Source organism: Streptomyces sp. TRM68416 (assembly GCF_014596915.1).
Classification (GTDB): domain Bacteria; phylum Actinomycetota; class Actinomycetes; order Streptomycetales; family Streptomycetaceae; genus Streptomyces.
In genome coordinates this window covers 102,360-126,157 of record NZ_JACVWU010000018.1, presented here as the reverse complement: position 1 = coordinate 126,157, position 23,798 = coordinate 102,360, and the positions used below count along the sequence as shown (strand labels likewise).

The window sequence follows — 23,798 nt, the reverse complement described above, 5'->3', positions numbered from 1 at the left end:
GAGTGCGCTGGTCAGGCCGCCGGAGTCAAATCGTTCGCCACGGATTTCCCCGGGATGAGATCCTGGATCGCGTATGTCTACGCACTCTGCCCCCGCCCTCGGCTCCCTCGCCCCGCGCCTGAGCGAGCTGTCCCTGCGTGATGCGCACCGGCTCGGGCGCAGGCTCGAAGGTGCGCGGAAGATTCGTAAGCCGGAGGCTCGTGCCGCCGTCCTCGCCGAGATCGAGGCCGAGGTGGCGCGGGCCGAGGAACGGATGGAGGGGCGGCGGGCCCGGGTGCCGGCCGTCCGGTACCCCGAGCAGCTGCCCGTCAGCCAGAAGAAGGACGCCATCGCGGAGGCCATCCGTGATCATCAGGTGGTGATCGTCGCCGGTGAGACGGGGTCCGGCAAGACGACGCAGATCCCGAAGATCTGTCTTGAGCTGGGCCGCGGGGTGCGCGGCATGATCGGGCACACCCAGCCGCGTCGTATCGCCGCCCGTACGGTCGCCGAGCGGGTGGCCGAGGAGATGAACACGCCGCTCGGTGAGGCCGTCGGCTGGAAGGTGCGGTTCACCGACCAGGTGAACCAGGACCAGACGTACATCAAGCTGATGACGGACGGCATCCTGCTCGCCGAGATCCAGACCGACCGTGAGCTGCGCGCCTACGACACGATCATCATCGACGAGGCGCACGAGCGGTCCCTGAACATCGACTTCCTGCTCGGGTACCTGGCGCAGTTGCTGCCGAAGCGGCCCGATCTCAAGGTCGTCATCACCTCCGCGACCATCGACCCCGAGCGGTTCTCGCGGCACTTCGGTGACGCGCCGATCATCGAGGTCAGCGGGCGTACGTATCCGGTGGAGGTGCGGTACCGGCCGCTGCTGGAGGAGGACTCCGAGGACGCCGACCGGGATCAGATCACCGCGATCACGGACGCGGTCGAGGAGCTGATGGGCGAGGGGAAGGGCGACATCCTCGTCTTCCTCTCCGGTGAGCGCGAGATCCGGGACACGGCCGACGCGCTGGAGAAGAAGAAGTACCGGTTCACGGAGATCCTGCCCCTGTACGCGCGGCTCTCGCACGCCGAGCAGCACCGGGTCTTCCAGCCGCACACCGGCCGCAGGATCGTTCTCGCGACGAATGTTGCCGAGACCTCGCTGACCGTCCCGGGGATCAAGTACGTCATCGATCCCGGTTTCGCGCGGATCAGCCGCTACAGCCACCGTACGAAGGTCCAGCGGCTGCCGATCGAGCCGATCTCGCAGGCGAGCGCCAATCAGCGCAAGGGTCGCTGTGGGCGTACCAGTGACGGTATCTGTATCCGGTTGTACAGCGAGGACGACTTTCTCGCGCGCCCGGAGTTCACGGACGCGGAGATCCTGCGGACGAATCTGGCGTCCGTGATCCTGCAGATGACGGCGGCCGGTCTCGGTGACATCGAGAAGTTCCCGTTCATCGATCCGCCGGACCATCGCAACATCCGGGACGGTGTGCAGCTGCTGCAGGAGCTCGGGGCGCTGGATCCGCAGCAGAAGGATCCGCGCAAGCGGCTCACGGACATGGGCCGGAAGCTGGCGCAGCTTCCGGTGGACCCGCGGCTGGCGCGGATGGTGCTGGAGGCCGACCGGAACGGCTGTGTGCGTGAGGTGATGGTGATAGCCGCCGCGCTGTCCATCCAGGACCCGCGCGAGCGCCCCGCCGACAAGCAGGCCCAGGCCGATCAGCAGCACGCCCGTTTCAAGGACGAGACGAGTGATTTCCTCGCGTACCTGAATCTGTGGCGGTATGTCCGTGAGCAGCAGAGGGAGCGCGGGTCCAGTTCGTTCCGGCGTATGTGCAAGCAGGAGTACCTGAATTTCCTTCGCATTCGCGAATGGCAGGACATCTACAGCCAGCTGCGCACGGTCGCCAAGCAGATGGGCATCCATCTCGACGAGAACGATGCCCCCACCGACCGTATCCACGTCTCACTCCTCGCCGGCCTGCTCTCGCACATCGGCATGAAGGACGTGAAGGACGGCAACAAGAACGAGTACCTGGGGGCGCGGAACGCGAAGTTCGCGATCTTCCCCGGCTCGGCGCTGTTCCGGAAGCAGCCGCGTTTCGTGATGTCGGCCGAGCTCGTCGAGACGTCCCGTCTCTGGGCGCGGGTGAACGCGAAGATCGAGCCCGAGTGGGTCGAGCCGCTGGCCGAGCACCTGCTCAAGCGCACGTACAGCGAGCCGCACTGGGAGAAGGACCAGGCGGCGGTGATGGCGTACGAGAAGGTGACGCTGTACGGCGTTCCGATCGTCGCCCAGCGCAAGGTGAACTACGGCCGGATCGACCCGGAGGTCTCCCGGGAGCTGTTCATCCGCAACGCGCTCGTCGAGGGCGACTGGCGCACGCACCACAAGTTCTTCGCGGACAACCGCAAGCTGCTCAGCGAGGTCGAGGAGCTGGAGCACCGGGCGCGGCGCCGGGACATCGTGGTCGACGACGAGACCCTGTTCGACTTCTACGAGCAGCGGGTGCCCGAACACGTGGTGTCCGGCGCGCACTTCGACTCGTGGTGGAAGCGCAAGCGGCAGGAGCAGCCGGATTTCCTGGACTTCGAGCGGGAGATGCTCATCCGGGAGTCGGCGGAGGCGGTCACGAAGGCCGACTATCCGGACTCGTGGCGGCAGGGGCAGCTCAAGTTCCGTGTGACGTACCAGTTCGAGCCGGGTGCGGACGCGGACGGTGTGACGGTGCACGTGCCGTTGCAGGTGCTGAACCAGGTCACGGACGAGGGCTTCGACTGGCAGATCCCGGGTCTGCGGGAGGAGTTGGTGACCGAGCTGATCCGGTCGCTGCCGAAGCCGATCCGCCGTAATTACGTGCCGGCGCCGAACTTCGCGCGGCGGTTCCTGGACACGGCGGTGCCTCCCCCAGTCTCGGCTTCGCTCGACCGGGGGGACCCCCATCAGGAGCCGCTCACGGTCACGATGGCGCGTGAGCTGAAGCGGATGGTCGGGGTGCCGTTCGAGGCGGACGACTTCGACTGGTCGAGGGTGCCGGACCATCTGCGCATCACGTTCCGGATCGTCGACGAGCGGCGCCGCAAGCTGGCGGAGGACAAGGATCTGGAGGCGCTGAAGCTGCGGCTGCGGCCGAAGGCGCGCAAGGCCCTCTCGCAGGCCGCGGCGGCGACCGCGGAGCGTCAGGGCGGGGAGTCCCTGGAGCGCTCGGGGCTGACCGACTGGACGATCGGCAGCCTCACCCGCGTCTTCGAGACGCGCCGCGCCGGTCAGCCGGTCAAGGCGTTCCCGGCGCTGGTGGACGACGGCGACACGGTCTCCGTACGGCTCTTCGACACGGAGGCGGAGCAGGCGGAGGCGATGTGGCGGGGCACGCGTCGGCTGATCCTGCGCAACATCCCGGTGAATCCGGCGAAGTTCGCGAGCGATCGCCTGACGAACCCGCAGAAGCTGGCCCTGTCGGCGAATCCGCACGGTTCGGTCCAGGCCCTGTTCGACGACTGCGCGATGGCGGCGGCGGACAAGCTGATCGGCGACTTCGGGGGGCCGGCGTGGGACGAGGAGTCGTACCGGAAGCTGTACGAGAAGGTGCGCGCCGAGATCGTCGACGCGACGGTGCGTACGGTCGGGCAGGTGCAGCAGGTGCTGGCCGCCTGGCAAGCCTGTGAGCGCCGTCTGAAGGGCGTTCAGAGCCCCGTGCTGCTGGCAAACCTGACGGACGTGCGCAAGCAGCTGAACGCCCTGGTGAAGCCCGGCTTCGTGACGGCGACGGGCACGCGCCGGCTGCCGGACCTGATGCGCTATCTGGTCGCCGCGGACCGTCGGCTCCAGCAGATGCCGACGAACGTCCAGCGGGACACGACCCGGATGGAGAAGGTCCACGAGATGCAGGACGAGTACGCCTGGCTGCTGGAGCAGATGCCGCAGGGGCGTCCCGTTCCGCAGCAGGTTCTCGACGTCCGGTGGATGATCGAGGAGCTCCGGGTGAGCTATTTCGCGCACGCGCTGGGCACCGCGTACCCCGTCTCCGACAAGCGCATCGTGAAGGCGATCGACGCGCTGGCGCCGTGACGGATCCCGTACGGAGGGTGAGTTCGACCAGGACACCCACCCTCCTGTACAGTCCTTCTCGCAGCGCAACGCAGGAAAGCGCGGCAAAACCTGGTCCTGTGGAGCAGTTTGGAGTGCTCGCCACCCTGTCAAGGTGGAGGCCGCGGGTTCAAATCCCGTCAGGACCGCAGCAAACCGAGAAGGCCCGCCCCCCGCAAGGGACGCGGGTCTTCTCGCATCTCCTCGCCGCTCTGTCAAGGTGGAGGCCGCGCCCGCGGCGCAGCCGCAATCGGGGGCAGCAAATCCCGTCAGGACCGCACTCAACGAACAGGGCCCGCCCCGCAAGGGACGCGGGCCTTCCGCATGCGCCCGGGAACTTCCTCGCGCAGGAGGCAACTACAGCCCGTCCGGCGTTTGAGGACGAGGCCGTTCAGGCGCCGATGCGGGGGGGCCGGGGGCGGCAGCCCCCGGGGCGGTGCGCGGAGGTACGGGCGCCGGAAGACCCCGGCGACCACAGAGCCCCCGGCCCCCCGGCGGAGCCCCACGCGGGGTTGACGGCGTCACATTCGCTAGGTACCCAGAAACCAGGGCCCGTTCCCGTGCGGCCCCCCTGGAGGTGGCGTATGGCGGCTTCGGCTAGGCACGAGACGCGGGCGTTGCTCCGTGCGCACCTGTCGGCCGCTTCTTCCTATCGGCATCTCACGCGTCACTGTCCGATCTGTCATCGCCTGCTGCGACTGGCGCTGGATTCCCCGCCGACCGCCGCCGAGGAGGCGGCCGCGGCTGTCGGAGCCGTCGGGGCGGTCGGGGCGGTCGGGGCGGTCGGGGACGAAAGTCCCTCCCCTGCGTGACCTTCTCCGGCCCCAACACCCGCCCCTCCGTGGGACGCTGGAACGTGCGGCTCCTCTAGCGCACATACGCCAGAGGCAACAAGCTCCGTGGCATGTGACGGGTGTCACCGCATGAGTTTTCGGAACCGCGGTACTTACACCCCACCTACAACTGGTCAATTTAATATGTGCAATTGCACCACCCGGGAGGGGACGTCCACAGCAGATCCGACACCCCTCCCCAGGCTCCGACAAGGCCACACACAGACCCCGCCCGCGCCCCGGGTTCCGCGCACAAAAAAGATCGCGCTGGACCCGGCGGAGTCCAGCGCGATCCACGACACACCCTGTCAGTTGCCTGAAGCCTTGGGCGTGGGCCCTGTTGGGGCAGGACCCGCGTCGCTTGGAGCTGTGGTTCCGGACCGCATCGGCACGTTGGGGGACCTGCCGAATTGCCCGGTTATGGAGTTGTTCAGGCCTCGCTGCGCTGCTGCGGGATACCCGCGAGCAGAGCGCGGACCTCAGCCTCGCGGTAACGGCGGTGACCGCCGAGCGTACGGATGGACGTGAGCTTTCCGGCCTTCGCCCACCGCGTGACCGTCTTGGGGTCGACGCGGAACATGGTGGCGACCTCAGCCGGGGTCAGCAGCGGCTCGGCATCAGGGGTGCGAGCGGTCATGAGCGGCCTCCTCGGGAGAACCGAACCTTCTCGGTTCTTTCCTCTAAATTCTGCACCTTGACCCGCGTTGCCCGAAATGGCGGACGCGAGTCGAGTCGGTTATAGGACGAACGGCTTGTCCTCGGCACTACAACTACACCATCTGTCCAGCCGCGTCGGCCAAACCGATGGAATTGCCCCTCCAGGTGTTCATCAGCGACGGAAGCCGATGGACCATGCCATAGCGGACAGTCACGCCACTGTGACGATCAGTCACAGAGCGATCAGGAGTCACCAGACCCCCCAAAGCGTGCAATGCGAGCGGAGTCCTCCCCGGACTCCTTGTCCTATTTTGGCATGAGGAGGGGCAAGGGACGCAAGGGCCGTGTACGTGCGGTCCGTCACGCTTGACACGGCTTGGGTCGAACGCCCGGATCGGGACCTACGTCCCTTGTTGACGAAACCTCAGAACACTCAGGCACCCGCCCGCGCATCAGAAGGAGGACGAAACCCCAAAACGGGCGCCTGGTCAAACGTCAGTTCGTGATGTGGGGCACATGGCACACGGCACACTCAGTTCGCCGAGCGGCGGTCGCGCACCGACCGCCAGCGCTCCACGAGCCGCCCGTACGCCGCCCCCGCGGCCGCCCCGTCCCCGGACCGCAGCGCCTCGATGCCCTCGGCCACGTCGGCCGCCGAGTGGTCGTCCTCCAGCTCGCCGGCCGGCAGCACATGCACCAGGCCCGCGTAGTCGAGCTCCACCAGGGAGCGCGGATGGAACTCCTCCAGCCAGCGCCCCACCTCCAGCAGGCCGTCGATGAGCGGCCCTTCCTCGATGGTGTCCTTCAGCGTCCGCAGCGCCCGCGCGACCCGGCGCCGCGCCTGCACCATCGGCGTGCGGTAGCGCAGCATCGGGGGGATCTCGCCCGTGCCCTTGTCGTAGCGCCGCTCCTCGTCGGAGACCAGCACGAACCAGTGCAGCGGCACCTGCCAGGTCGAGGTGCGGATCCAGGGGCGGGCGTCCTGGTTGCGCACCAGCCAGCGCTCGTAGTCCTGGGCTGCCTGGTGCCGGACGACGGGCGGCAGCACCGCGTCCAGGACGGAGAGGGGAAGTTCCTCGGCCAGCTCGCCGAGCGCCTGCCAGCCGCGCAGCCGGGTGCGCCACGGGCACACGCACACCACCCCGTCCGCCTCCAGGACGAAGGCGTCGCTGCTCTCGTGCACCGGCACCGGCACCGGCGGCGTGGGCAGCAGGTCGGCGAGGGCGCGACGCAGTTCGTCCTGGTACGAGGGACGGTCGGCGCGCCGGGCGTAGCGCTCCCAGTGAGTGCGCTCCGGCTCGGGGAAGGCGGCCAGCGGCTCGTACACGCGCAGATAGGTCGCGTACGGCACGATCAGCGAGGACACCTTGGGCACGCCTGCTCCCTCCCCCGCCCGCTGCCGGGAAAACCTGCGAAACCCGCTCACAAACCGGCGGGAAAACTATGCAAATCGTCGCACGGGCATACTCCGGGAGTAGGTGATCCTGAGCACGGCGCGGTGGGCGGGCACCCCCAGGCTCTACTCTCTTGCTCACAGCGCCCGCCACCCTCCCCCACTGCCAAAAGCGTGGGGGGACCCCCATGGGAGCTGGTCTCCAACCGCCGCTACTTACCCAGGAGTCACCACAGTGACCGACGTAACCGGCGCACCTGCTGATGTACTGCACACCCTGTTCCACTCGGACCAGGGGGGTCATGAGCAAGTCGTGCTCTGCCAGGACCGTGCCAGCGGCCTCAAGGCCGTCATCGCCATCCACTCCACCGCTCTGGGCCCCGCCCTCGGCGGCACGCGCTTCTACCCGTACGCGACCGAGGAGGAGGCCGTCGCCGACGCCCTGAACCTCGCGCGCGGGATGTCGTACAAGAACGCCATGGCCGGGCTCGACCACGGCGGCGGCAAGGCCGTGATCATCGGCGACCCCGAGCAGATCAAGACGGAGGAACTGCTCCTCGCCTACGGCCGGTTCGTGGCCTCGCTCGGCGGGCGCTACGTCACCGCCTGCGACGTCGGCACCTATGTCGCCGACATGGACGTCGTGGCACGCGAGTGCCGCTGGACGACCGGGCGCTCCCCCGAGAACGGCGGCGCCGGTGACTCCTCCGTCCTCACCGCCTTCGGCGTCTACCAGGGCATGCGGGCCTCCGCCCAGCACCTGTGGGGCGACCCGTCGCTGCGCGGCCGCAGGGTCGGCATCGCCGGCGTCGGCAAGGTCGGCCACCACCTGGTGGAGCACCTGCGCGAGGAGGGCGCCGAGGTGTTCGTCACCGACGTGCGCGCCGACGCCGTACGGCGCATCCTCGACCGGCACCCCGAGGGCGTCACCGCCGTCGCCGACACCGAGGCGCTGATCCGGGTGGACGGCCTGGACATCTACGCCCCCTGCGCGCTCGGCGGCGCCCTGAACGACGACTCCGTGCCGGTGCTGACCGCCAAGGTGGTCTGCGGCGCCGCGAACAACCAGCTCGCCCACCCGGGCGTCGAGAAGGACCTCGCCGACCGCGGGATCCTCTACGCGCCGGACTACGTGGTGAACGCCGGCGGCGTCATCCAGGTCGCCGACGAGCTGCACGGCTTCGACTTCGAGCGGTGCAAGGCGAAGGCGGCGAAGATCTACGACACCACGCTGGCCATATTCGCACGTGCGAAGACGGACGGTATTCCGCCGGCCGCGGCGGCCGACCGGATCGCCGAGCAGCGGATGCACGAGGCGGCCGAGGCGCGCCGGGCACGCTGACGGCACCCGCCGGAGCTGTCCGGTACCCGCCGACGGGCAGGTGGAGAGAACTCTCACGTTCGTCGGCGGGTCGGCCGCGAAGAAGTAGTTAAAATCGCCGTTGACCAGCGGGGACGGGGCGCCCCGAGGGCCCTGGGTCCAGGCACGTGCTGCGGGCGACGTACCGTATGCGCGTGGGCTCAGGTACCGTGGAAGCCCTACGGGCCGGTCTCTCCACGGAGAGCCCGTTCCGGACCATGAACGCGTGTCAAGACTCTGGGGCCGTCGAGCCCCGTCACCGAGGGGGTCGAGCCATGGGGCGCGGCCGGGCCAAGGCCAAGCAGACGAAGGTCGCCCGCCAGCTGAAGTACAACAGCGGCGGGACTGACCTGTCGCGTCTGGCCAGTGAGCTGGGCGCATCGACTTCGAGCCAGCCGCCGAACGGCGAGCCGTTCGAGGACGACGACGAAGACGACCCGTACGCCCAGTACGCGGATCTGTACAACGACGACGATGAGGACGAGGACGACCAGTCCGGTCCCTCGTCGCAACGCCGCGGCGCCTGACGATCTAGCTGCGTTCAACCCGGTCCGAGGCGGTCCCCGCCGACGGACCGGGTTTTGCGCTGCCTTTTGCGGACGTCAGCTCGCGTAGTCACCCACCAGGGCGGCACCCGTCTCGTGCTCGCCCCGTTCGGTGATCTCGCCCGCGACCCAGGAGTCGACCCCGCGGTCGGCCAGTGTGGCCAGGGCCACGTCCACGGACTCCTGCGGCACGATCGCGATCATGCCGACGCCCATGTTCAGGGTCTTCTCCAGCTCCAGGCGCTCGACCTGCCCCGTCCTGCCGACGAGGTCGAAGATCGGGTCCGGGGTCCAGGTGGAGCGGTCGACGGTCGCGTGCAGCGTGTCCGGGATCACACGGGCCAGGTTGGCGGCCAGTCCGCCGCCCGTCACATGGCTGTACGCGTGGACGTCCGTCGTCCGGGTGAGCGCCAGACAGTCCAGCGAGTAGATCTTGGTGGGCTCCAGCAGCTCCTCGCCGAGGGTGCGGCCGAGGTCCTCGATGTGCGCGTCGAGGGCGAGTCCGGCCTGGTTCAGCAGGACGTGCCGGACGAGCGAGTACCCGTTCGAGTGAAGTCCGGACGCCGCCATGGCGATCACGGCGTCACCCGTGCGGATGCGATCCGGGCCCAGCAGCCGGTCGGCCTCCACCACGCCCGTACCGGCGCCGGCGACGTCGAAGTCGTCCGGGCCCAGCAGACCGGGGTGCTCGGCCGTCTCGCCGCCGACCAGGGCGCAGCCGGCCAGCACACAGCCCTCGGCGATGCCCTTCACGATCGCGGCGACGCGCTCGGGGTGGACCTTGCCGACGCAGATGTAGTCGGTCATGAACAGCGGCTCGGCACCGCACACGACGATGTCGTCCATGACCATGGCGACCAGGTCGTGGCCGATGGTGTCGTAGACGCCCATCTGGCGCGCGATGTCGACCTTGGTGCCCACGCCGTCCGTGGCGGAGGCGAGGAGGGGACGCTCGTAGCGCTTGAGGGCGGAGGCGTCGAAGAGGCCGGCGAAACCGCCGAGGCCGCCGAGGACCTCGGGGCGCTGCGTCTTCTTCACCCACTCCTTCATCAGCTCCACGGCGCGGTCGCCCGCTTCGATGTCGACGCCCGCGGCTGCGTAGCTGGCGCCGCCCTCGGCACTGGGTGTCTCAGACATGGGGTGATGACCTTCGTGTCGTACGGCAGAACTTAGGGGCGGCGGATGGCGTCCGCGGCAGCCGTGGCGGCGGGCCCTGCGGCCAGCTCGGTCTCCAGGAGCTGCTTGCCGAGCAGCTCGGGGTCCGGGAGCTCCATCGGGTACTCGCCGTCGAAGCAGGCGCGGCACAGGTTCGGCTTGGCGATGGTGGTCGCCTCGATCATGCCGTCGATGGAGATGTACGCCAGGGAGTCGGCGCCCAGCGAGGTGCCGATCTCGTCGATGGTCATGCCGTTGGCGATGAGCTCCGCGCGGGTGGCGAAGTCGATGCCGAAGAAGCAGGGCCACTTCACGGGCGGGGAGGAGATCCGGATGTGGACCTCGGCGGCGCCGGCCTCGCGGAGCATGCGGACCAGGGCGCGCTGGGTGTTGCCGCGCACGATGGAGTCGTCGACGACGACCAGGCGCTTGCCCTTGATGACTTCCTTCAGCGGGTTCAGCTTGAGCCGGATACCGAGCTGGCGGATGGTCTGCGAGGGCTGGATGAACGTACGGCCGACGTAGGCGTTCTTCACCAGGCCCGCGCCGAAGGGGATGCCGGAGGCCTCCGCGTAGCCGATGGCGGCCGGGGTGCCCGATTCCGGGGTCGCTATGACCAGGTCGGCCTCGACCGGGGCCTCCTTCGCCAGGCGGCGGCCCATCTCCACGCGGGAGAGGTACACGTTCCGGCCGGCGATGTCGGTGTCGGGGCGGGCGAGGTAGACGTACTCGAAGACGCAGCCCTTGGGCTTCGCTTCCGCGAAGCGGGAGGTGCGCAGGCCGTTCTCGTCGATGGCGACGAACTCGCCCGGCTCGATCTCGCGGACGAAGCTGGCGCCGCAGATGTCGAGGGCGGCGGACTCGGAGGCGACCACCCAGCCGCGCTCCAGGCGGCCGAGGACCAGCGGGCGGATGCCCTGCGGGTCGCGGGCGGCGTACAGGGTGTGCTCGTCCATGAAGACGAGGCTGAAGGCGCCCTGGACCTGCGGAAGGACCTCGTGGGCCGCCTCCTCGATGGTCAGCGGCTTGCCGTCCTCGTCGACCTGGGCCGCGAGCAGCGCGGTGAGCAGGTCGGTGTCGTTGGTGGCCGCGACGCGCGGGGAACGCCCCTCCTGCTTGGGCAGGTCGGCGACCATCTCGGCGAGCTGGGCCGTGTTGACCAGGTTGCCGTTGTGGCCGAGCGCGATCGAGCCGTGCGCGGTGGCGCGGAACGTCGGCTGGGCGTTCTCCCACACGGAGGCGCCGGTGGTCGAGTAGCGGGCGTGTCCGACCGCGATGTGACCCTGGAGCGAACCGAGCGAGGTCTCGTCGAAGACCTGGGAGACGAGGCCCATGTCCTTGAAGACGAGGATCTGGGAGCCGTTGCTGACCGCGATTCCCGCGGATTCCTGGCCCCGATGCTGGAGGGCGTAGAGCCCGAAGTACGTGAGCTTTGCGACCTCTTCGCCCGGAGCCCAGACACCGAAGACGCCACACGCGTCCTGGGGGCCTTTCTCGCCGGGGAGCAGATCGTGATTGAGTCGACCGTCACCACGTGGCACGGCTCCGAGTGTAGGCGAGATCGACCACTGGTCCGAATTCGCTGGGAGTGGGCTTTCTTACTTCTTCTCGGGCTCCGCGTGGGCCACGAGGCCCTCGCCGGAGGCGTTGGTGAGGGTCAGGGTCCGGTCTTTGTGCTGGTAGGACACCTTGCCGGAGAAGAAGTCGATCAGTGCGAGCTCGGTCTTCCTGGCCTTGCCCTGGCAGGCCATCTTCGTGCTGGAGAGCCGGCCGAACTCGATCGTGCCGCTCTTCACGTCGGCCTTGCCGCGGAAGGTGTTGCAGCCGTAGTTGCCGCTGACCGTGCCGTTCTCGGCCAGGGTGAGGTGGGGTTCGACGCCCTCCGGCAGGGACTGGGCGCTGCCGTCGTCACCGGTGCCGGAGGTCAGGGTGTCGATGGTCCACTTGGTGCCCTTCAGCGGTACGGCCTTGGCGTCCGCCTTGTCCTTCTTCTGCTCGCGCAAGGTGATGCTGTCTCCGTCGGTGCTGGTCAGGGTGAGGGTGCGGGAGCCGTCGCGGCCCTTGAGGGCGACCTTGAGGGAGCCGTCGAAGACATCGAGGAAACGATTCTCGAACTCCTGCACGGGCCCGAGGCAGCCCATCTGGGTCGCGGCGAGGTCGGTGATCTTCAGGGTGTCGCCGTCGAGCTTGGCGTCCGCGCCGAAGCTGTTGCAGCCGACCGTGCCGCCGGAGTCGCCGCCGAAGACGTCCGGCTCGGCCGCGCCGGGTTTGAAGGTGATGCGCGCCTCGTCGACCGGGAACTGCTTCTCGTCGGTCGGCAGGGGGTGGTCCTTGCCCTTCACGGTCACCTTCAGCGGCACCCACTCGACGCCCGCGATGTCGGAGGCCTTGAGGGTCCGAGGGGTCTCGGGGGTCTTCCCGCCGTCCCCGGCCGAACGGCTGTCGCTGCCGTCGCCGGACTCCGTGCCGCAGGCGGCCAGCACCACGGTGCCGACGAGGGCCACGGCGGCATATTTCATGCGTGTCGTCCGCTTCATGTCTCTTCGACGTACGGGACACCAGTTGGGTTCGGTGTCGTTACCAGTCTGTTGTGTCCTCAAGCTCGTACCGGTCTGTTGTGTCCTCAGCTCATCAAGGGCAGCAGCCCCGCGAGGTCGGCGCGCTCGCCGCTCGCGCTGACCTTCGCCCCGGCGAGGGCGTCCCGCCACTCCGTGCGCCCGGTCGCCAGCCGGATCCAGGTGAGGGGGTCGGTCTCGACGACGTTGGGCGGGGTGCCCCGGGTGTGGCGGGGGCCCTCGACGCACTGCACCACGGCGTACGGCGGGATCCTGACCTCCGTGGAGCCGCCGGGCGCCTTCGCCGCGAGGGCGTCGGCGAGGAGGCGGGTGGTGGCGGCCAGGGCCTGGCGGTCGTAGGGGATGTCCAGGCCGGGCAGGGCGGCGTTCAGGTCGTCGGTGTGGACGACCAGCTCGACGGCGCGGGTGACGAGGTAGTCGGCGAGCGGCAGGGCACCGGCGTTGGTGTCGAGGAGCCGGGTCCCGGGGTGGCTGTCGAGCTGCTCGGCGAGTTCGCGTGCGCTGTCGGCGAGGTAGGCGCCGAGGTCGGGGTGGGTCGCTGCGAGCCCTCGGGTGAAGTCGTCGATGGCCGAGGAGGAGGCGGCGGTCGCGAAGACCCAGTCGAGGAGTACGGCGTCCTGCTTCGGCGGCTCCGGCAGGGCGAGGGAGCGTCCGATGCCGGTGACGGCCATCCCGATGTGCGCGACCAGTTCCCGCACGGTCCACGTGCCGAGCCGGGTGGGCGAGGCGAGCTGCTCGGGCGTCAGGGCGGCCACGGCGTCCTGGACGTGGGCGAGTTGGGCGAGGACGGCCGTGCGGGTCCTGGCGGGGTCGTAGCTGCGGGTGCGCTTCTTGGCCGGTGGCATGCGATCAAGCCTAGGCAGGGCCGGGTGCGGGCGCGGGCGCTTCGAAGACCTCGCCGTTGCGCGGGACGCCGGTGCCCCGCCAGTGGAAGGGCAGGCCGTGGGCGGTGTCCGGGTCGGGGCCGTCCATCAGCTGGAAGTGCACGTGAGGCTCGCTGGAGTTGCCGGAGTTCCCGCACTCGGCGAGGACCTGTCCGGCGCGCACCCGGTCGTCCTCGGCGACGGCGAGCGAGCCGCGGCGCAGATGTGCGTAGAGCGCGTGGGTGCCGTTCCCGAGGTCCAGGACGAGGTGGTTGCCGAGGATCCGGCGGGCCCCGGCCAGCTCGCGCGCCGGCCCCTCGACGAGCATCAGGTACAGCAGGGCGGGCAGGGAGTTCCGGCTCAGGTGGTCGCGCTGCCGGTCCTCGGCCCGCACGACGGTGCCGTCGGCGACCGCCGTGAGCGGGGCGCCGTAGGCCGGGAAGTCGGCGCTGCGCCGGGCGAGCGGCCACAGCGCGCGGAAGCGGGGGCGGGCGCCGGGCGCGGGTTCGGCGACGATGTCGATGGCGTAGGTCTGGCCGTAGGCGTGGGTGCCGTGGCTGGGGGTGTGGTTGGCCGGGCTGTTCAGGGCGGACCAGCGGCCGGTCACGGGCGGATCGACCTCGACGGCCTTACGGGTGCCGTCGCGGCCCACCCGGTTCACCACGGCGATCAGGACGTAGGCCAGGACCAGCGGCAGGAAGTTCCACCAGTGCGGGTGGCCGAGGTCGAACCAGACGTCCGCGATCACCAGGGCGAAGAAGGCCACCAGCAGGCAACGGAAGACGGTCATGGCGAGTTTGCGTGCGGACATGGTTTCCCCCTGTTTCGTTCTCCCCGTTCCGGTCGGTCAGGGGCGGGCCACCGACAGCGCCACCATCAGCGGCACGAGCCGGGCCGGCGGTACCTCGTAGCGGCCCCGGCTCGTGGTGTGGAGCCAGCCGGCGGCCGTGAGCTGGCGCACGTGGTGGTAGATCTGGCCGGTCGTGCCGATCTCCGCTGACTCCGCCAGTTCCGCGGCCGTGCGCCGGCCGCCGATGACCTCGCGGAGCAGCCGGAGCCGTACCGGGTGGCCGAGGGCGGCGAAGGTCTCGGCGGCCTCCGGCCAGTCGTCGTCGAGCAGGTCCTCCGCGAGCGCGGTGTGCTGCCAGGCGTACTGCTCGCCCGTGGGCAGCCGTACGGCCCCGGTGAACAGGACGCCGCCGTCCTGGGCCCCCGCCTCGGCCAACTGCTCCTTCAGCCCTTCCAGAGCCCAGAAGTCGCCCTCGCCGATACGGGGAGCGGAGCCGCCCGCGGCCTCCAGCGCCGCCATGCGGCGTTCGAGGTCGGCCACGCGCTGTTCGAGGTCCATGCGTCAAGATTACGGATCTACGTAATTACGTGCAAGCGATCTTTCGGGGAGGGGGACCCCGGGCATGCGAAAGGCCCCCGCCCGGCGAACCGGGCGGGGGCCTTCTCGGTCGAGCGCGGGACTACGCCAGCAGCGCCGGGATCGTGCCCTCGTGCGCCTCGCGCAGCTCCGCCAGGGTGAGCGCGAACTCGCCCTGGACCTCCACCGAATCACCGTCGACGACACCGATGCGGGTGACCGGGAGACCGCGCGCACCGCACATGTCGTTGAAGCGGACCTCTTCGGAGCGCGGCACGGCGACGACCGCGCGGCCCGCCGACTCCGAGAAGAGGTAGGTGAACGCGTCCAGCCCGTCCGGTACGACCAGACGCGCGCCCTTGCCGCCGAGCAGCGCCGACTCCACGACCGCCTGAATCAGACCGCCGTCGGACAGGTCGTGCGCGGAGTCGATCATGCCGTCGCGGGAGGCCGAGATGAGGATCTCCGCGAGCAGCCGCTCACGCTCCAGGTCGACCTTCGGGGGCAGACCGCCGAGGTGGTCGTGGACGACCTGCGACCAGGCCGAGCCGCCGAACTCCTCGCGGGTGTCGCCGAGGAGGTAGAGCAGCTGCCCCTCCTCCTGGAAGGCGACCGGCGTGCGACGGGCCACGTCGTCGATGACGCCCAGGACCGCCACGACCGGGGTCGGGTGGATGGCCACCTCGCCCGTCTGGTTGTAGAGCGAGACGTTGCCGCCGGTCACCGGGGTGCCCAGCTGCTGACAGGCGTCGGCCAGACCGCGGATGGCCTCCGCGAACTGCCACATGACGGCCGGGTCCTCGGGCGAACCGAAGTTCAGGCAGTCGGAGACGGCCAGCGGCTTCGCACCGGTCGTGGCGACATTGCGGTACGCCTCGGCGAGGGCCAGCTGCGCGCCCGCATACGGGTCGAGCTTGGCGTAGCGGCCGTTGCCGTCCGTCGCGATGGCGACGCCGAGGCCGGTCTCCTCGTCGATGCGGATCATGCCGGAGTCCTCGGGCTGGGCGAGGACCGTGTTGCCCTGCACGAAGTGGTCGTACTGCGAGGTGATCCACTTCTTGGAGGCCTGGTTCGGGGACGACACGAGCTTCAGGACCTGCTGCTTCAGCTCCTCCGAAGTCGCGGGCCGGGGCAGCTTGTTCGCGTCGTCCGCCTGGAGTTCGTCCTGCCAGGACGGGCGGGCGTAGGGGCGCTCGTAGACCGGGCCGTCGTGCGCGACCGTGCGCGGGTCGACGTCGACGATCTTGCCGCCGTGCCAGAAGATCTCCAGACGGTCGCCGTCGGTGACCTCACCGATGACGGTGGCGATGACGTCCCACTTGTCGCAGATCTCCAGGAAGCGGTCGACCTTCTCCGGCTCCACGACCGCGCACATGCGTTCCTGCGACTCGCTCATGAGGATTTCCTCGGGCGAGAGCGTGGAGTCGCGCAGCGGTACGTCGTCCAGGGTGACGCGCATGCCGCCGGAGCCGTTGGAGGCCAGCTCGGAGGTGGCGCAGGACAGACCGGCCGCACCGAGGTCCTGGATGCCGACGACCAGCTTCTCCTTGAAGGCCTCCAGGGTGCACTCGATGAGGAGCTTCTCCTGGAAGGGGTCGCCGACCTGGACGGCGGGGCGCTTGGAGGGCTTGGCGTCGTCGAAGGTCTCGGAGGCGAGGATGGAGGCGCCGCCGATGCCGTCGCCACCGGTCCGGGCCCCGTACAGGATGACCTTGTTGCCCGCGCCGGACGCCTTCGCCAGGTGGATGTCCTCGTGCCGCATCACGCCGATGGCACCGGCGTTGACCAGCGGGTTGCCCTGGTAGCAGGAGTCGAAGACGACCTCGCCGCCGATGTTGGGCAGGCCCAGGCAGTTGCCGTAGCCGCCGATGCCGGCGACGACGCCCGGCAGGACGCGCTTGGTGTCGGGGTGGTCGGCGGCGCCGAACCGCAGCGGGTCCACCACGGCGACCGGGCGGGCGCCCATGGCAATGATGTCGCGGACGATGCCGCCGACACCCGTGGCCGCGCCCTGGTAGGGCTCCACGTACGAGGGGTGGTTGTGCGACTCGACCTTGAAGGTCACGGCGTAGCCCTGACCGACGTCCACCACGCCCGCGTTCTCGCCGATGCCGACGAGCAGGGCGTCCGACTGGGGCGCCTTCTCGCCGAACTGGCGCAGGTGCACCTTGGAGGACTTGTACGAGCAGTGCTCGGACCACATGACCGAGTACATGGCGAGCTCGGCACCGGTGGGCCGACGCCCGAGGATCTCCACGACCCTCTCGTACTCGTCCTTCTTCAGGCCGAGTTCGGCCCAGGGCAGCTCGACGTCGGGGGTCGCGGCCGCGTGCTCGACCGTGTCCAGAGGCGTCCGGCTCATGCGTTGACCAGCTTCTTGAGGATCGAGGTGAAGAACGGCAGGCCGTCGGTGCGGCCGGTGCCGATGCCCGGCTCCACGGCGTGCTCCGGGTGCGGCATCAGGCCCACGACGTTGCCGGCCTCGTTGGTGATGCCGGCGATGTCGTTGAGCGAGCCGTTGGGGTTGAAGTCGAGGTACCGGAACGCGACCCGGCCCTCGGCCTCCAGCTTGTCCAGCGTGTACTGGTCGGCGACGTAACGGCCGTCCATGTTCTTCAGCGGGATGTGGATCTCCTGGCCCGCGCTGTAGTCGGCCGTCCACGCACTGGAGGTGTTCTCCACCCGCAGCTTCTGGTCGCGGCAGATGAAGTGCAGGTGGTCGTTGCCGAGCATCCCGCCCGGGAGGAGGTGGGCCTCGGTGAGGATCTGGAAGCCGTTGCAGATGCCCAGGACCGGCAGACCGGCCTTCGCCTGCTCGATGACGGTCTCCATCACCGGCGAGAAGCGGGAGATGGCGCCGGCCCGCAGGTAGTCGCCGTAGGAGAAACCGCCGGGGAGGACGACCGCGTCGACCTGGTGCAGGTCCTTGTCCTTGTGCCAGAGGGCGACCGGCTCGGCGCCCGCGAGGCGGATCGCGCGCTGGGTGTCCCGGTCGTCGAGACTCCCCGGGAAAGTGACGACGCCAATACGAGCGGTCACTTCGCCGCCTCCGCGACTTCCTCCACCTTGACGGTGAAGTCCTCGATCACGGTGTTGGCGAGGAAGGATTCCGCAAGATCGTGGATGCGGGCGAGCGCGGCCTCGTCGACCGGTCCGTCAACTTCCAGTTCGAAACGCTTTCCCTGACGTACGTCCGAGATGCCTTCGAAACCCAGCCGCGGCAGTGCGCGCTGCACCGCCTGGCCCTGGGGGTCGAGGATCTCCGGCTTGAGCATGACGTCGACTACGACGCGTGCCACGTGCACTCCCGGTGGTGTGGTGCTGAGCAGGTTCCTGCAAGGTGGTTTCAGACTACCCGCCCAAAATTTCTACGCGCGTCACTCGTAGGAAGCTACGTGACAGCCGTCACGCCTTGCGGGAAGTGCGCTCGTCGGCGAAAAGTTCCATGAAAGATCCCAGATCGACACCCGAAACCTATTGCCATCGGACACGCGGAAGGATTTAGTCGGGCTTCACGTGGCATTGTCGGGCACTGTACAAATGAATTGGCACCGTGCCGTACGAAGGGACCGATATTCGTGGCGCAAAAAGTCGTGGTCACTCTGTTTGACGACATCGACGGCTCGGAAGCGGCGGAAACGATCGCCTTCGGACTCGACGGCAAGTCGTACGAGATCGACCTGAACCAAGCCAATGCCGAGAAACTGCGTAAGGCGCTTGAGCCGTACATGGAGGCCGGCCGGAAGCGGTCGCGGTCCGGCAAGGCCTACCGGCAGACCGAGGTGGCCCCCGACCCGGCCGCCGTCCGGGCCTGGGCGCAGGCCAACAAGATGGACGTCCCCGCACGCGGACGGATCCCCAAGAAGGTCTACGAGGCCTTCGCCGCGGCTCAGTGAGCCACGGCCGACGACCGGTCACCCGCCCCTCGGGACAACCGACTTGCATTGCACCCCACCTGGTCGGCTAGAGTCTGGAGCACGCCGAGGGGCGAGGCCGAAAGGCCCGGCTCACGGAGTACATGCGGGTGTAGTTCAGTAGTAGAACATCCCCCTTCCAGGGGGAAGGCGCAGTGTGCAATTCCTGTCACCCGCTCTGCACCGCCGGTCTGACCACTGTTGTGGATCAGGTAGGCTGGTGCCCGCGCCGATCGGTGAGAGCCGGTCGGAGGCAATGCGGACGTAGCTCAGTTGGTAGAGCGCAACCTTGCCAAGGTTGAGGTCGCGAGTTCGAGCCTCGTCGTCCGCTCCAGTTCAAAGGCCCCGGTCCTGGTGACCGGGGTTTTTGCATGCCCGAGCGGTCGTCTGACATTTGTCATGTCCGGTGATGACAGCGCGCACTGCCGACCGGCCCGGATCACCGGGACGCTGAAGGCATGGACAGGAACGAACACGAACACGTGATTGAGGTCACCGACCTGCGACGTGTGTACGGGGGCGGGTTCGAGGCGGTGCGTGGCATCAGCTTCTCCGTGGACCGCGGGGAGGTCTTCGCGCTGCTCGGGACCAACGGGGCCGGCAAGACCTCGACGGTCGAACTGCTGGAGGGGCTCGCACAGCCGGCCGGCGGCCGGGTGCGGGTGCTCGGGCACGATCCCTACACCGAGCGGGCCGTCGTACGGCCGCGGACCGGGGTGATGCTGCAGGAGGGCGGCTTCCCGTCCGAGCTGACCGTCACCGAGACCGCGCGGATGTGGGCCGGGTGCGTGAGCGGGGCGCGGCCGGTCGGGGAGACGCTGGAGCTCGTCGGGCTCGGCGGGAAGTCCGGCGTACGGGTGAAGCAGCTGTCCGGGGGTGAGCGGCGGCGCCTGGACCTGGCGCTCGCGCTGCTCGGCGGGCCCGAGGTGCTGTTCCTCGACGAGCCGACCACCGGCCTGGACGCCGAGGGGCGCCGGGACACCTGGGAGCTGGTGCGCGCCCTGCGCGACCAGGGCACCACCGTGCTGCTCACCACGCACTACCTGGAGGAGGCCGAGGACCTCGCCGACCGGCTCGCCATCCTGCACGAGGGGCGCATCGCCGCCACCGGGACACCGGCCGGGGTGACGGCCGCCCAGCCCTCGCGGATCTCCTTCGAACTGCCCGAGGGGTACTTCCTCGGCGATCTGCCCCCGCTCGACGCGCTGGGAGTGAGCGGGCACGAGGTCGACGGGCGGGTCGTACGGCTGCGGACGCTCGAACTGCAGCGGGCGGCCACCGGGCTGCTCACCTGGGCCGCGGAGGCCGGGGTGGAGCTGCGGCGGCTGGACGTGCGGTCGGCGTCACTGGAAGAGGCGTTTCTGGGGATCGCCCGCGAGGCGGACCCGCAGGAGGTGGCGGCATGACGACGTCGGTGGCCCGGGTCCGGGCGCTCGCGGGGGCCGAACTCATCCTGTTCCGGCGCAGCAAGGCAATGATCGTCACGGCTCTGCTCGTACCGCTGGTGCTGCCGTTCACCGTGCGGTCGGTGGTCGAGGACATGGACGTCCAGGAGGTCGGGCTCGACGTCGGCCAGGTGCTGCTGCCCGGCGCGATCGGCTTCTCGCTGATGTTCGCGGTGTACTCGGCGCTCATCGGCGTCTTCGTCGGGCGGCGCGAGGAACTCGTCCTCAAGCGGCTGCGCACCGGCGAGCTGCGGGACCGCGAGATCCTCGCCGGGGCCTCGCTCCCGCCCGTGACGGTCGGTCTCGTGCAGTCCCTGGTGCTGGTGGCCGGCTCCGCGGTGCTGCTGGACATGAAGGCACCCAAGGCGCCCCATCTCGCGGTGATCGGCCTGCTGTTCGGGCTGGTGCTGTGTGCGGTCCTGGCCGCCGTGACGGCGAGCTTCACCCGGACCGTGGAGAGCGCGCAGGTCACCTCGCTGCCGCTGGTGATGGTCTCGATGATGGGCTCCGGGATCGTCATCCCGCTGGAGCTGATGCCCGACCGGGTGGCCTCGGTCTGCGAACTGCTGCCGCTCAGCCCGATGATCACCCTGGTGCGCGGCGGCTGGACGGGCGCGCTGTCGACGTACGAGGCGCTGGGGGCCGTGCTCACCGCGCTGGCCTGGACCGGGATCGCGGTGTTTGCTGTAGGGCGGTGGTTCCGCTGGGAGCCGCGGCACTGACGTACGGGGAGAGCGAGGGGTCACACGTGACCGGGGGATGGTGGCGGGGCAAGAGCACGCCGGCGAAGGTCGAGACGTACACGCGCTGGTCGTTCCACTTCTTCGGGGTGGCCGAGGTGGTCGCGGTCGCGATTCCGACCCTTCGGATCCTGGGCAGCGCGGTCGGGGTGCTGCTGCTGACGCTGACCGTGCTGCACGCCGCCCTGTGCGGGGTGACGGCGTCCCGGGCGCTGGACTGGACGCGCGGCCACCGTGAGCAGCCCGTCCGGCTGCTGTGGACGCTCGCCGCCGTCACCGCGGTGGTCGCCGTCACAGCGGTCTGGATCTCCGAGCACGGCCCCGCGGGCGAGGACGTCGACTCCGCGGCCGGCGGGATCTTCGGGGTCGTGCAGATCTTCGGCGCCGGGGTCATCTCGCTGGGCGTGCGCGACCGGCGGCGGGTGTACGCGCTCGTGGTCGGCTTCGCGGCCGGCGCCGCGGCGGTGTCCTTCCCCCTCGGCATGCCCGGTCCGGCCGTGCTCGCCACGTCGCTCGCGGTGCTGATCGGCGCCTCCTTCCTCGCCTTCACCTCCGTCTTCTCCGTCTGGCTGCTCAACGCCGTCTACGAACTCGACGCCGCCCGTGAGACCCGCGCCCGGCTCGCCGTCGCCGAGGAACGGCTGCGGTTCGGGCGCGATCTGCACGACGTGATGGGCCGGAACCTCGCCGTCATCGCCCTCAAGAGCGAGCTGGCCGTCCAGCTCGCCCGGCGCGAGCGGCCCGAGGCCGTGGAGCAGATGATCGAGGTGCAGCGCATCGCGCAGGAGTCCCAGCGCGAGGTCCGGGATGTCGTACGCGGCTACCGCGAGGCCGACCTCGAAGCCGAACTCGCCGGTGCCCGCGGGGTGTTGAAGGCCGCCGGGATCGACTGCGAGGTGAGCGGGCCGGTCGAGGGGCTGCCGGACGAGGTGCAGTCGGCGCTCGGCTGGGTGGTCCGCGAGGCCACCACGAACGTACTGCGCCACGGCAACGCGCAGCGCTGCGCGGTGTGCGTGCGGGTGGAGGAGGACCGTGTGGTGCTGACGGTGGAGAACGACGGGGTCGCGGGGACCGCTTCGGGGAGCGCCGGATCCGGTCTCGCGGGGCTGCGGGAGCGGCTCGCCGCGGTGGACGGGACGCTGGCGGCAGGGCCCGAGGGGGGAACGTTCCGAGTGGTGGCAGAGGTGCCCCTGGTGCAGGAGGTGGTGGCGTGACCGTACGCGTGCTGCTCGCCGACGACGAGCATCTGATCCGGGGGGCGCTCGCCGCGCTGCTCTCGCTGGAGGAGGACCTGGTGGTCGTCGCCGAGGCGGCGTCCGGGCCGGAGGCGCTGGCGATGGCGCGGGCCCACGAACCCGACGTGGCCGTGCTGGATCTCCAGATGCCCGGTGCCGACGGTGTGAAGGTCGCCACATCGCTGCGGGCGGAACTGCCGTCCTGCCAGGTCATGATCGTGACCAGTCACGGCCGACCGGGGCACCTCAAGCGGGCGCTTGCGGCGGGTGTGCGCGGGTTCGTCCCCAAGACCGTCAGCGCCCAGCGGCTCGCGGAGATCATCCGCACGGTCCGCGCCGGAAACCGTTACGTGGACCCCGAGTTGGCCGCCGACGCGATCTCCGCCGGGGACTCGCCGCTGACCGCGCGGGAGGCCGAGGTGCTGGAACTGGCCGCCGACGGAGCGCCCGTCGCGGAGATCGCGGAGCGGGCCGCGCTGTCCCAGGGGACCGTGCGCAACTACCTCTCCTCGGCCGTCTCGAAGCTCGGTGCGGAGAACCGTCATACGGCGGTGCGGCTCGCCCGGGAGCGAGGTTGGGTATAGTTGCTCTCGCGCCACGGCGCAGTGCGGACGTAGCTCAGTTGGTAGAGCGCAACCTTGCCAAGGTTGAGGTCGCGAGTTCGAGCCTCGTCGTCCGCTCTCCGTAACAGAAGCCCCCCGGTTGTCGCCGGGGGGCTTCTTCCGTTACGTCCAGCTCGTGCCCGTCAGGCGCTCGTACGCCTCGACGTACTTGGCGCGGGTCGCGTCCACGACCTCCTGCGGCAGCGCCGGCGGGGGCTGCTCGCTCCTGCGGTCCCAGCCGGAGGCGGCGGAGGTCAGCCAGTCGCGGACGTACTGCTTGTCGTACGACGGCTGCGCGCGGCCCGGCTCCCACTCGTCGGCCGGCCAGAAGCGGGAGGAGTCCGGGGTGAGGACCTCGTCGGCGATGACGAGCGTGTCGCCGTCGAAGCCGAACTCGAACTTGGTGTCCGCGAGGATGATGCCCCGGTCGCGGGCGATGTCCCGGCCGCGGGTGTAGACGGCGAGGGTCGCCTGGCGCAGTTGCGCCGCGGTGTCGGCGCCGACCTGGCGGGCGACCTCCTCGTAGGAGACGTTCTCGTCGTGCTCGCCGACCGCCGCCTTGGTGGCCGGGGTGAAGATCGGGGCAGGCAGCTCGCTGCCGTCGACCAGGCCCTCGGGGAGGGCGAGGCCGCAGACCGTGCGGGAGTCGTTGTACTCGACCAGGCCGGAGCCGGTGAGATAGCCGCGGGCCACGCACTCCACGGGGACCATCTTCAGCGACTTGCAGACCAGGGTGCGGCCCGCCCAGTCGGCGGGGGCGCCGGCCGGGAGGTCGGTGCTCAGGACGTGGTTCGGCACCAGGTCGGCCAGCTGGTCGAACCACCACAGGGAGAGCTGGGTGAGGATGCGCCCCTTGTCGGGGATCTCGGTGGGGAGCACCCAGTCGTACGCCGACATACGGTCGCTGGCGACCATCACGAGGTCGCCCGCCTCGTTCTGGTACAGGTCGCGCACCTTGCCGGTGTGCAGGTGCACCAGGCCCGGAACCTGAAGCGGCTCGGGCTTTTCTACGAATCCGGACACGGTTCCTCCCCGTGGTTAT

The 23,798-nt window shown here is 69.7% G+C and carries 21 protein-coding genes and 4 tRNA genes; 13 read left to right on the top strand and 12 right to left on the bottom strand.

The window, feature by feature from the left end; genetic code table 11:
* The first annotated feature begins 73 nt into the window (after window positions 1-73).
* From hrpA to ICC28_RS40780, 3 genes are all read left to right on the top strand, one after another.
* A complete protein-coding gene (gene hrpA, locus ICC28_RS26970; protein WP_188291306.1) occupies window positions 74-4,054 on the top strand; it encodes an ATP-dependent RNA helicase HrpA in 3,981 nt (1,326 codons plus the stop codon).
* Between the two features lie 92 nt (window positions 4,055-4,146).
* Window positions 4,147-4,221 (top strand) — tRNA-Asp (locus tag ICC28_RS26965).
* A gap of 435 nt (window positions 4,222-4,656) precedes the next feature.
* Complete coding sequence (locus ICC28_RS40780; RefSeq protein WP_223189551.1) at window positions 4,657-4,884, top strand: DUF6274 family protein; 228 nt, start codon at window positions 4,657-4,659, stop codon at window positions 4,882-4,884.
* 451 nt (window positions 4,885-5,335) lie between these two features.
* On the opposite strand, the gene bldC is transcribed toward ICC28_RS40780, so the two are convergent.
* Both bldC and ICC28_RS26955 read right to left on the bottom strand, forming a co-directional pair.
* Window positions 5,336-5,542, bottom strand: coding sequence for a developmental transcriptional regulator BldC (gene bldC, locus ICC28_RS26960; protein ID WP_003949541.1), 207 nt, complete (start codon window positions 5,540-5,542; stop codon window positions 5,336-5,338).
* 552 nt (window positions 5,543-6,094) lie between these two features.
* Window positions 6,095-6,937: a hypothetical protein gene (locus ICC28_RS26955; protein ID WP_188291305.1), complete on the bottom strand. Its 843-nt coding sequence runs from the start codon at window positions 6,935-6,937 to the stop codon at window positions 6,095-6,097.
* Between the two features lie 253 nt (window positions 6,938-7,190).
* Between ICC28_RS26955 and ICC28_RS26950 the strand changes: the two genes are divergently transcribed.
* Together ICC28_RS26950 and ICC28_RS26945 are read left to right on the top strand one after the other, a co-directional pair.
* Window positions 7,191-8,297 (top strand): Leu/Phe/Val dehydrogenase, encoded by a 1,107-nt coding sequence (locus ICC28_RS26950; protein ID WP_188291304.1) that lies wholly within the window; start codon window positions 7,191-7,193, stop codon window positions 8,295-8,297.
* A gap of 293 nt (window positions 8,298-8,590) precedes the next feature.
* Window positions 8,591-8,842 carry a DUF3073 domain-containing protein gene (locus ICC28_RS26945; protein ID WP_188291303.1) on the top strand — a complete coding sequence of 84 codons (252 nt, stop codon included), beginning with the start codon at window positions 8,591-8,593 and terminating at the stop codon, window positions 8,840-8,842.
* 75 nt (window positions 8,843-8,917) lie between these two features.
* Here ICC28_RS26945 and purM read toward each other — a convergent pair whose 3' ends face one another.
* From purM to purS, 9 genes are all read right to left on the bottom strand, one after another.
* Window positions 8,918-9,997, bottom strand: coding sequence for a phosphoribosylformylglycinamidine cyclo-ligase (purM, locus tag ICC28_RS26940; RefSeq protein ID WP_188291302.1), 1,080 nt, complete (start codon window positions 9,995-9,997; stop codon window positions 8,918-8,920).
* A gap of 32 nt (window positions 9,998-10,029) precedes the next feature.
* A complete protein-coding gene (gene purF, locus ICC28_RS26935; RefSeq protein ID WP_188291301.1) occupies window positions 10,030-11,556 on the bottom strand; it encodes an amidophosphoribosyltransferase in 1,527 nt (508 codons plus the stop codon).
* Between the two features lie 57 nt (window positions 11,557-11,613).
* The gene (locus ICC28_RS26930; protein WP_188291300.1) at window positions 11,614-12,552 is read right to left on the bottom strand and encodes an META domain-containing protein; all 939 of its coding nucleotides are present in this window, start codon (window positions 12,550-12,552) and stop codon (window positions 11,614-11,616) included.
* A gap of 86 nt (window positions 12,553-12,638) precedes the next feature.
* On the bottom strand, window positions 12,639-13,436 hold the full coding sequence (locus ICC28_RS26925) for a maleylpyruvate isomerase family mycothiol-dependent enzyme (protein ID WP_188291299.1): 798 nt from the start codon (window positions 13,434-13,436) through the stop codon (window positions 12,639-12,641).
* 10 nt (window positions 13,437-13,446) lie between these two features.
* Window positions 13,447-14,265, bottom strand: a complete 819-nt coding sequence (locus ICC28_RS26920; protein WP_188291298.1) for a M23 family metallopeptidase — start codon at window positions 14,263-14,265, stop codon at window positions 13,447-13,449.
* A gap of 36 nt (window positions 14,266-14,301) precedes the next feature.
* Window positions 14,302-14,802, bottom strand: coding sequence for an ArsR/SmtB family transcription factor (locus tag ICC28_RS26915; RefSeq protein ID WP_188291297.1), 501 nt, complete (start codon window positions 14,800-14,802; stop codon window positions 14,302-14,304).
* Between the two features lie 121 nt (window positions 14,803-14,923).
* Entirely contained in the window at window positions 14,924-17,182 is a 2,259-nt protein-coding gene (gene purL, locus ICC28_RS26910) for a phosphoribosylformylglycinamidine synthase subunit PurL (protein ID WP_188291296.1), read from the bottom strand.
* A complete protein-coding gene (gene purQ, locus ICC28_RS26905; protein WP_188291295.1) occupies window positions 17,179-17,859 on the bottom strand; it encodes a phosphoribosylformylglycinamidine synthase subunit PurQ in 681 nt (226 codons plus the stop codon). Before purQ ends, purL begins: the two co-directional genes overlap by 4 nt.
* Window positions 17,856-18,119 (bottom strand): phosphoribosylformylglycinamidine synthase subunit PurS, encoded by a 264-nt coding sequence (gene purS / locus ICC28_RS26900; RefSeq protein WP_015659417.1) that lies wholly within the window; start codon window positions 18,117-18,119, stop codon window positions 17,856-17,858. The genes purQ and purS overlap by 4 nt, the downstream gene beginning before the upstream one ends.
* A gap of 279 nt (window positions 18,120-18,398) precedes the next feature.
* Here purS and ICC28_RS26895 point away from each other — a divergent pair, with 279 nt between their 5' ends.
* From ICC28_RS26895 to ICC28_RS26860, 8 genes are all read left to right on the top strand, one after another.
* Entirely contained in the window at window positions 18,399-18,716 is a 318-nt protein-coding gene (locus ICC28_RS26895) for a histone-like nucleoid-structuring protein Lsr2 (protein ID WP_188291294.1), read from the top strand.
* A gap of 124 nt (window positions 18,717-18,840) precedes the next feature.
* Window positions 18,841-18,912, top strand: a tRNA-Gly gene (locus tag ICC28_RS26890).
* Window positions 18,913-18,992: 80 nt separating this feature from the next.
* Window positions 18,993-19,068: transfer RNA gene (locus ICC28_RS26885), tRNA-Gly, on the top strand.
* Window positions 19,069-19,192: 124 nt separating this feature from the next.
* Window positions 19,193-20,140: an ABC transporter ATP-binding protein gene (locus ICC28_RS26880; RefSeq protein ID WP_188291293.1), complete on the top strand. Its 948-nt coding sequence runs from the start codon at window positions 19,193-19,195 to the stop codon at window positions 20,138-20,140.
* The gene (locus ICC28_RS26875; protein ID WP_188291292.1) at window positions 20,137-20,901 is read left to right on the top strand and encodes an ABC transporter permease; all 765 of its coding nucleotides are present in this window, start codon (window positions 20,137-20,139) and stop codon (window positions 20,899-20,901) included. Before ICC28_RS26880 ends, ICC28_RS26875 begins: the two co-directional genes overlap by 4 nt.
* A complete protein-coding gene (locus ICC28_RS26870; protein WP_188291381.1) occupies window positions 20,883-22,133 on the top strand; it encodes a sensor histidine kinase in 1,251 nt (416 codons plus the stop codon). Before ICC28_RS26875 ends, ICC28_RS26870 begins: the two co-directional genes overlap by 19 nt.
* Window positions 22,130-22,738, top strand: coding sequence for a response regulator transcription factor (locus ICC28_RS26865; protein WP_188291291.1), 609 nt, complete (start codon window positions 22,130-22,132; stop codon window positions 22,736-22,738). The genes ICC28_RS26870 and ICC28_RS26865 overlap by 4 nt, the downstream gene beginning before the upstream one ends.
* 23 nt (window positions 22,739-22,761) lie before the next feature.
* Window positions 22,762-22,834: transfer RNA gene (locus ICC28_RS26860), tRNA-Gly, on the top strand.
* 45 nt (window positions 22,835-22,879) lie between these two features.
* Here the strand turns inward: ICC28_RS26860 and ICC28_RS26855 are convergent.
* The gene (locus tag ICC28_RS26855) at window positions 22,880-23,779 is read right to left on the bottom strand and encodes a phosphoribosylaminoimidazolesuccinocarboxamide synthase (protein ID WP_188291290.1); all 900 of its coding nucleotides are present in this window, start codon (window positions 23,777-23,779) and stop codon (window positions 22,880-22,882) included.
* Between the last annotated feature and the right edge of the window lie 19 nt (window positions 23,780-23,798).

Bases quoted from the DNA above. Each gene is read 5' to 3' on its own strand.
- purL (WP_188291296.1), bottom strand. From the start codon at position 17,182: ATGAGCCGGACGCCTCTGGACACGGTCGAGCACGCGGCCGCGACCCCC.
- bldC (WP_003949541.1), bottom strand. From the start codon at position 5,542: ATGACCGCTCGCACCCCTGATGCCGAGCCGCTGCTGACCCCGGCTGAG.
- ICC28_RS26945 (WP_188291303.1), top strand. From the start codon at position 8,591: ATGGGGCGCGGCCGGGCCAAGGCCAAGCAGACGAAGGTCGCCCGCCAG.
- ICC28_RS40780 (WP_223189551.1), top strand. From the start codon at position 4,657: ATGGCGGCTTCGGCTAGGCACGAGACGCGGGCGTTGCTCCGTGCGCAC.
- purM (WP_188291302.1), bottom strand. From the start codon at position 9,997: ATGTCTGAGACACCCAGTGCCGAGGGCGGCGCCAGCTACGCAGCCGCG.
- ICC28_RS26875 (WP_188291292.1), top strand. From the start codon at position 20,137: ATGACGACGTCGGTGGCCCGGGTCCGGGCGCTCGCGGGGGCCGAACTC.
- ICC28_RS26925 (WP_188291299.1), bottom strand. From the start codon at position 13,436: ATGCCACCGGCCAAGAAGCGCACCCGCAGCTACGACCCCGCCAGGACC.
- ICC28_RS26880 (WP_188291293.1), top strand. From the start codon at position 19,193: ATGGACAGGAACGAACACGAACACGTGATTGAGGTCACCGACCTGCGA.
- ICC28_RS26920 (WP_188291298.1), bottom strand. From the start codon at position 14,265: ATGTCCGCACGCAAACTCGCCATGACCGTCTTCCGTTGCCTGCTGGTG.
- ICC28_RS26915 (WP_188291297.1), bottom strand. From the start codon at position 14,802: ATGGACCTCGAACAGCGCGTGGCCGACCTCGAACGCCGCATGGCGGCG.
- ICC28_RS26930 (WP_188291300.1), bottom strand. From the start codon at position 12,552: ATGAAGCGGACGACACGCATGAAATATGCCGCCGTGGCCCTCGTCGGC.
- hrpA (WP_188291306.1), top strand. From the start codon at position 74: ATGTCTACGCACTCTGCCCCCGCCCTCGGCTCCCTCGCCCCGCGCCTG.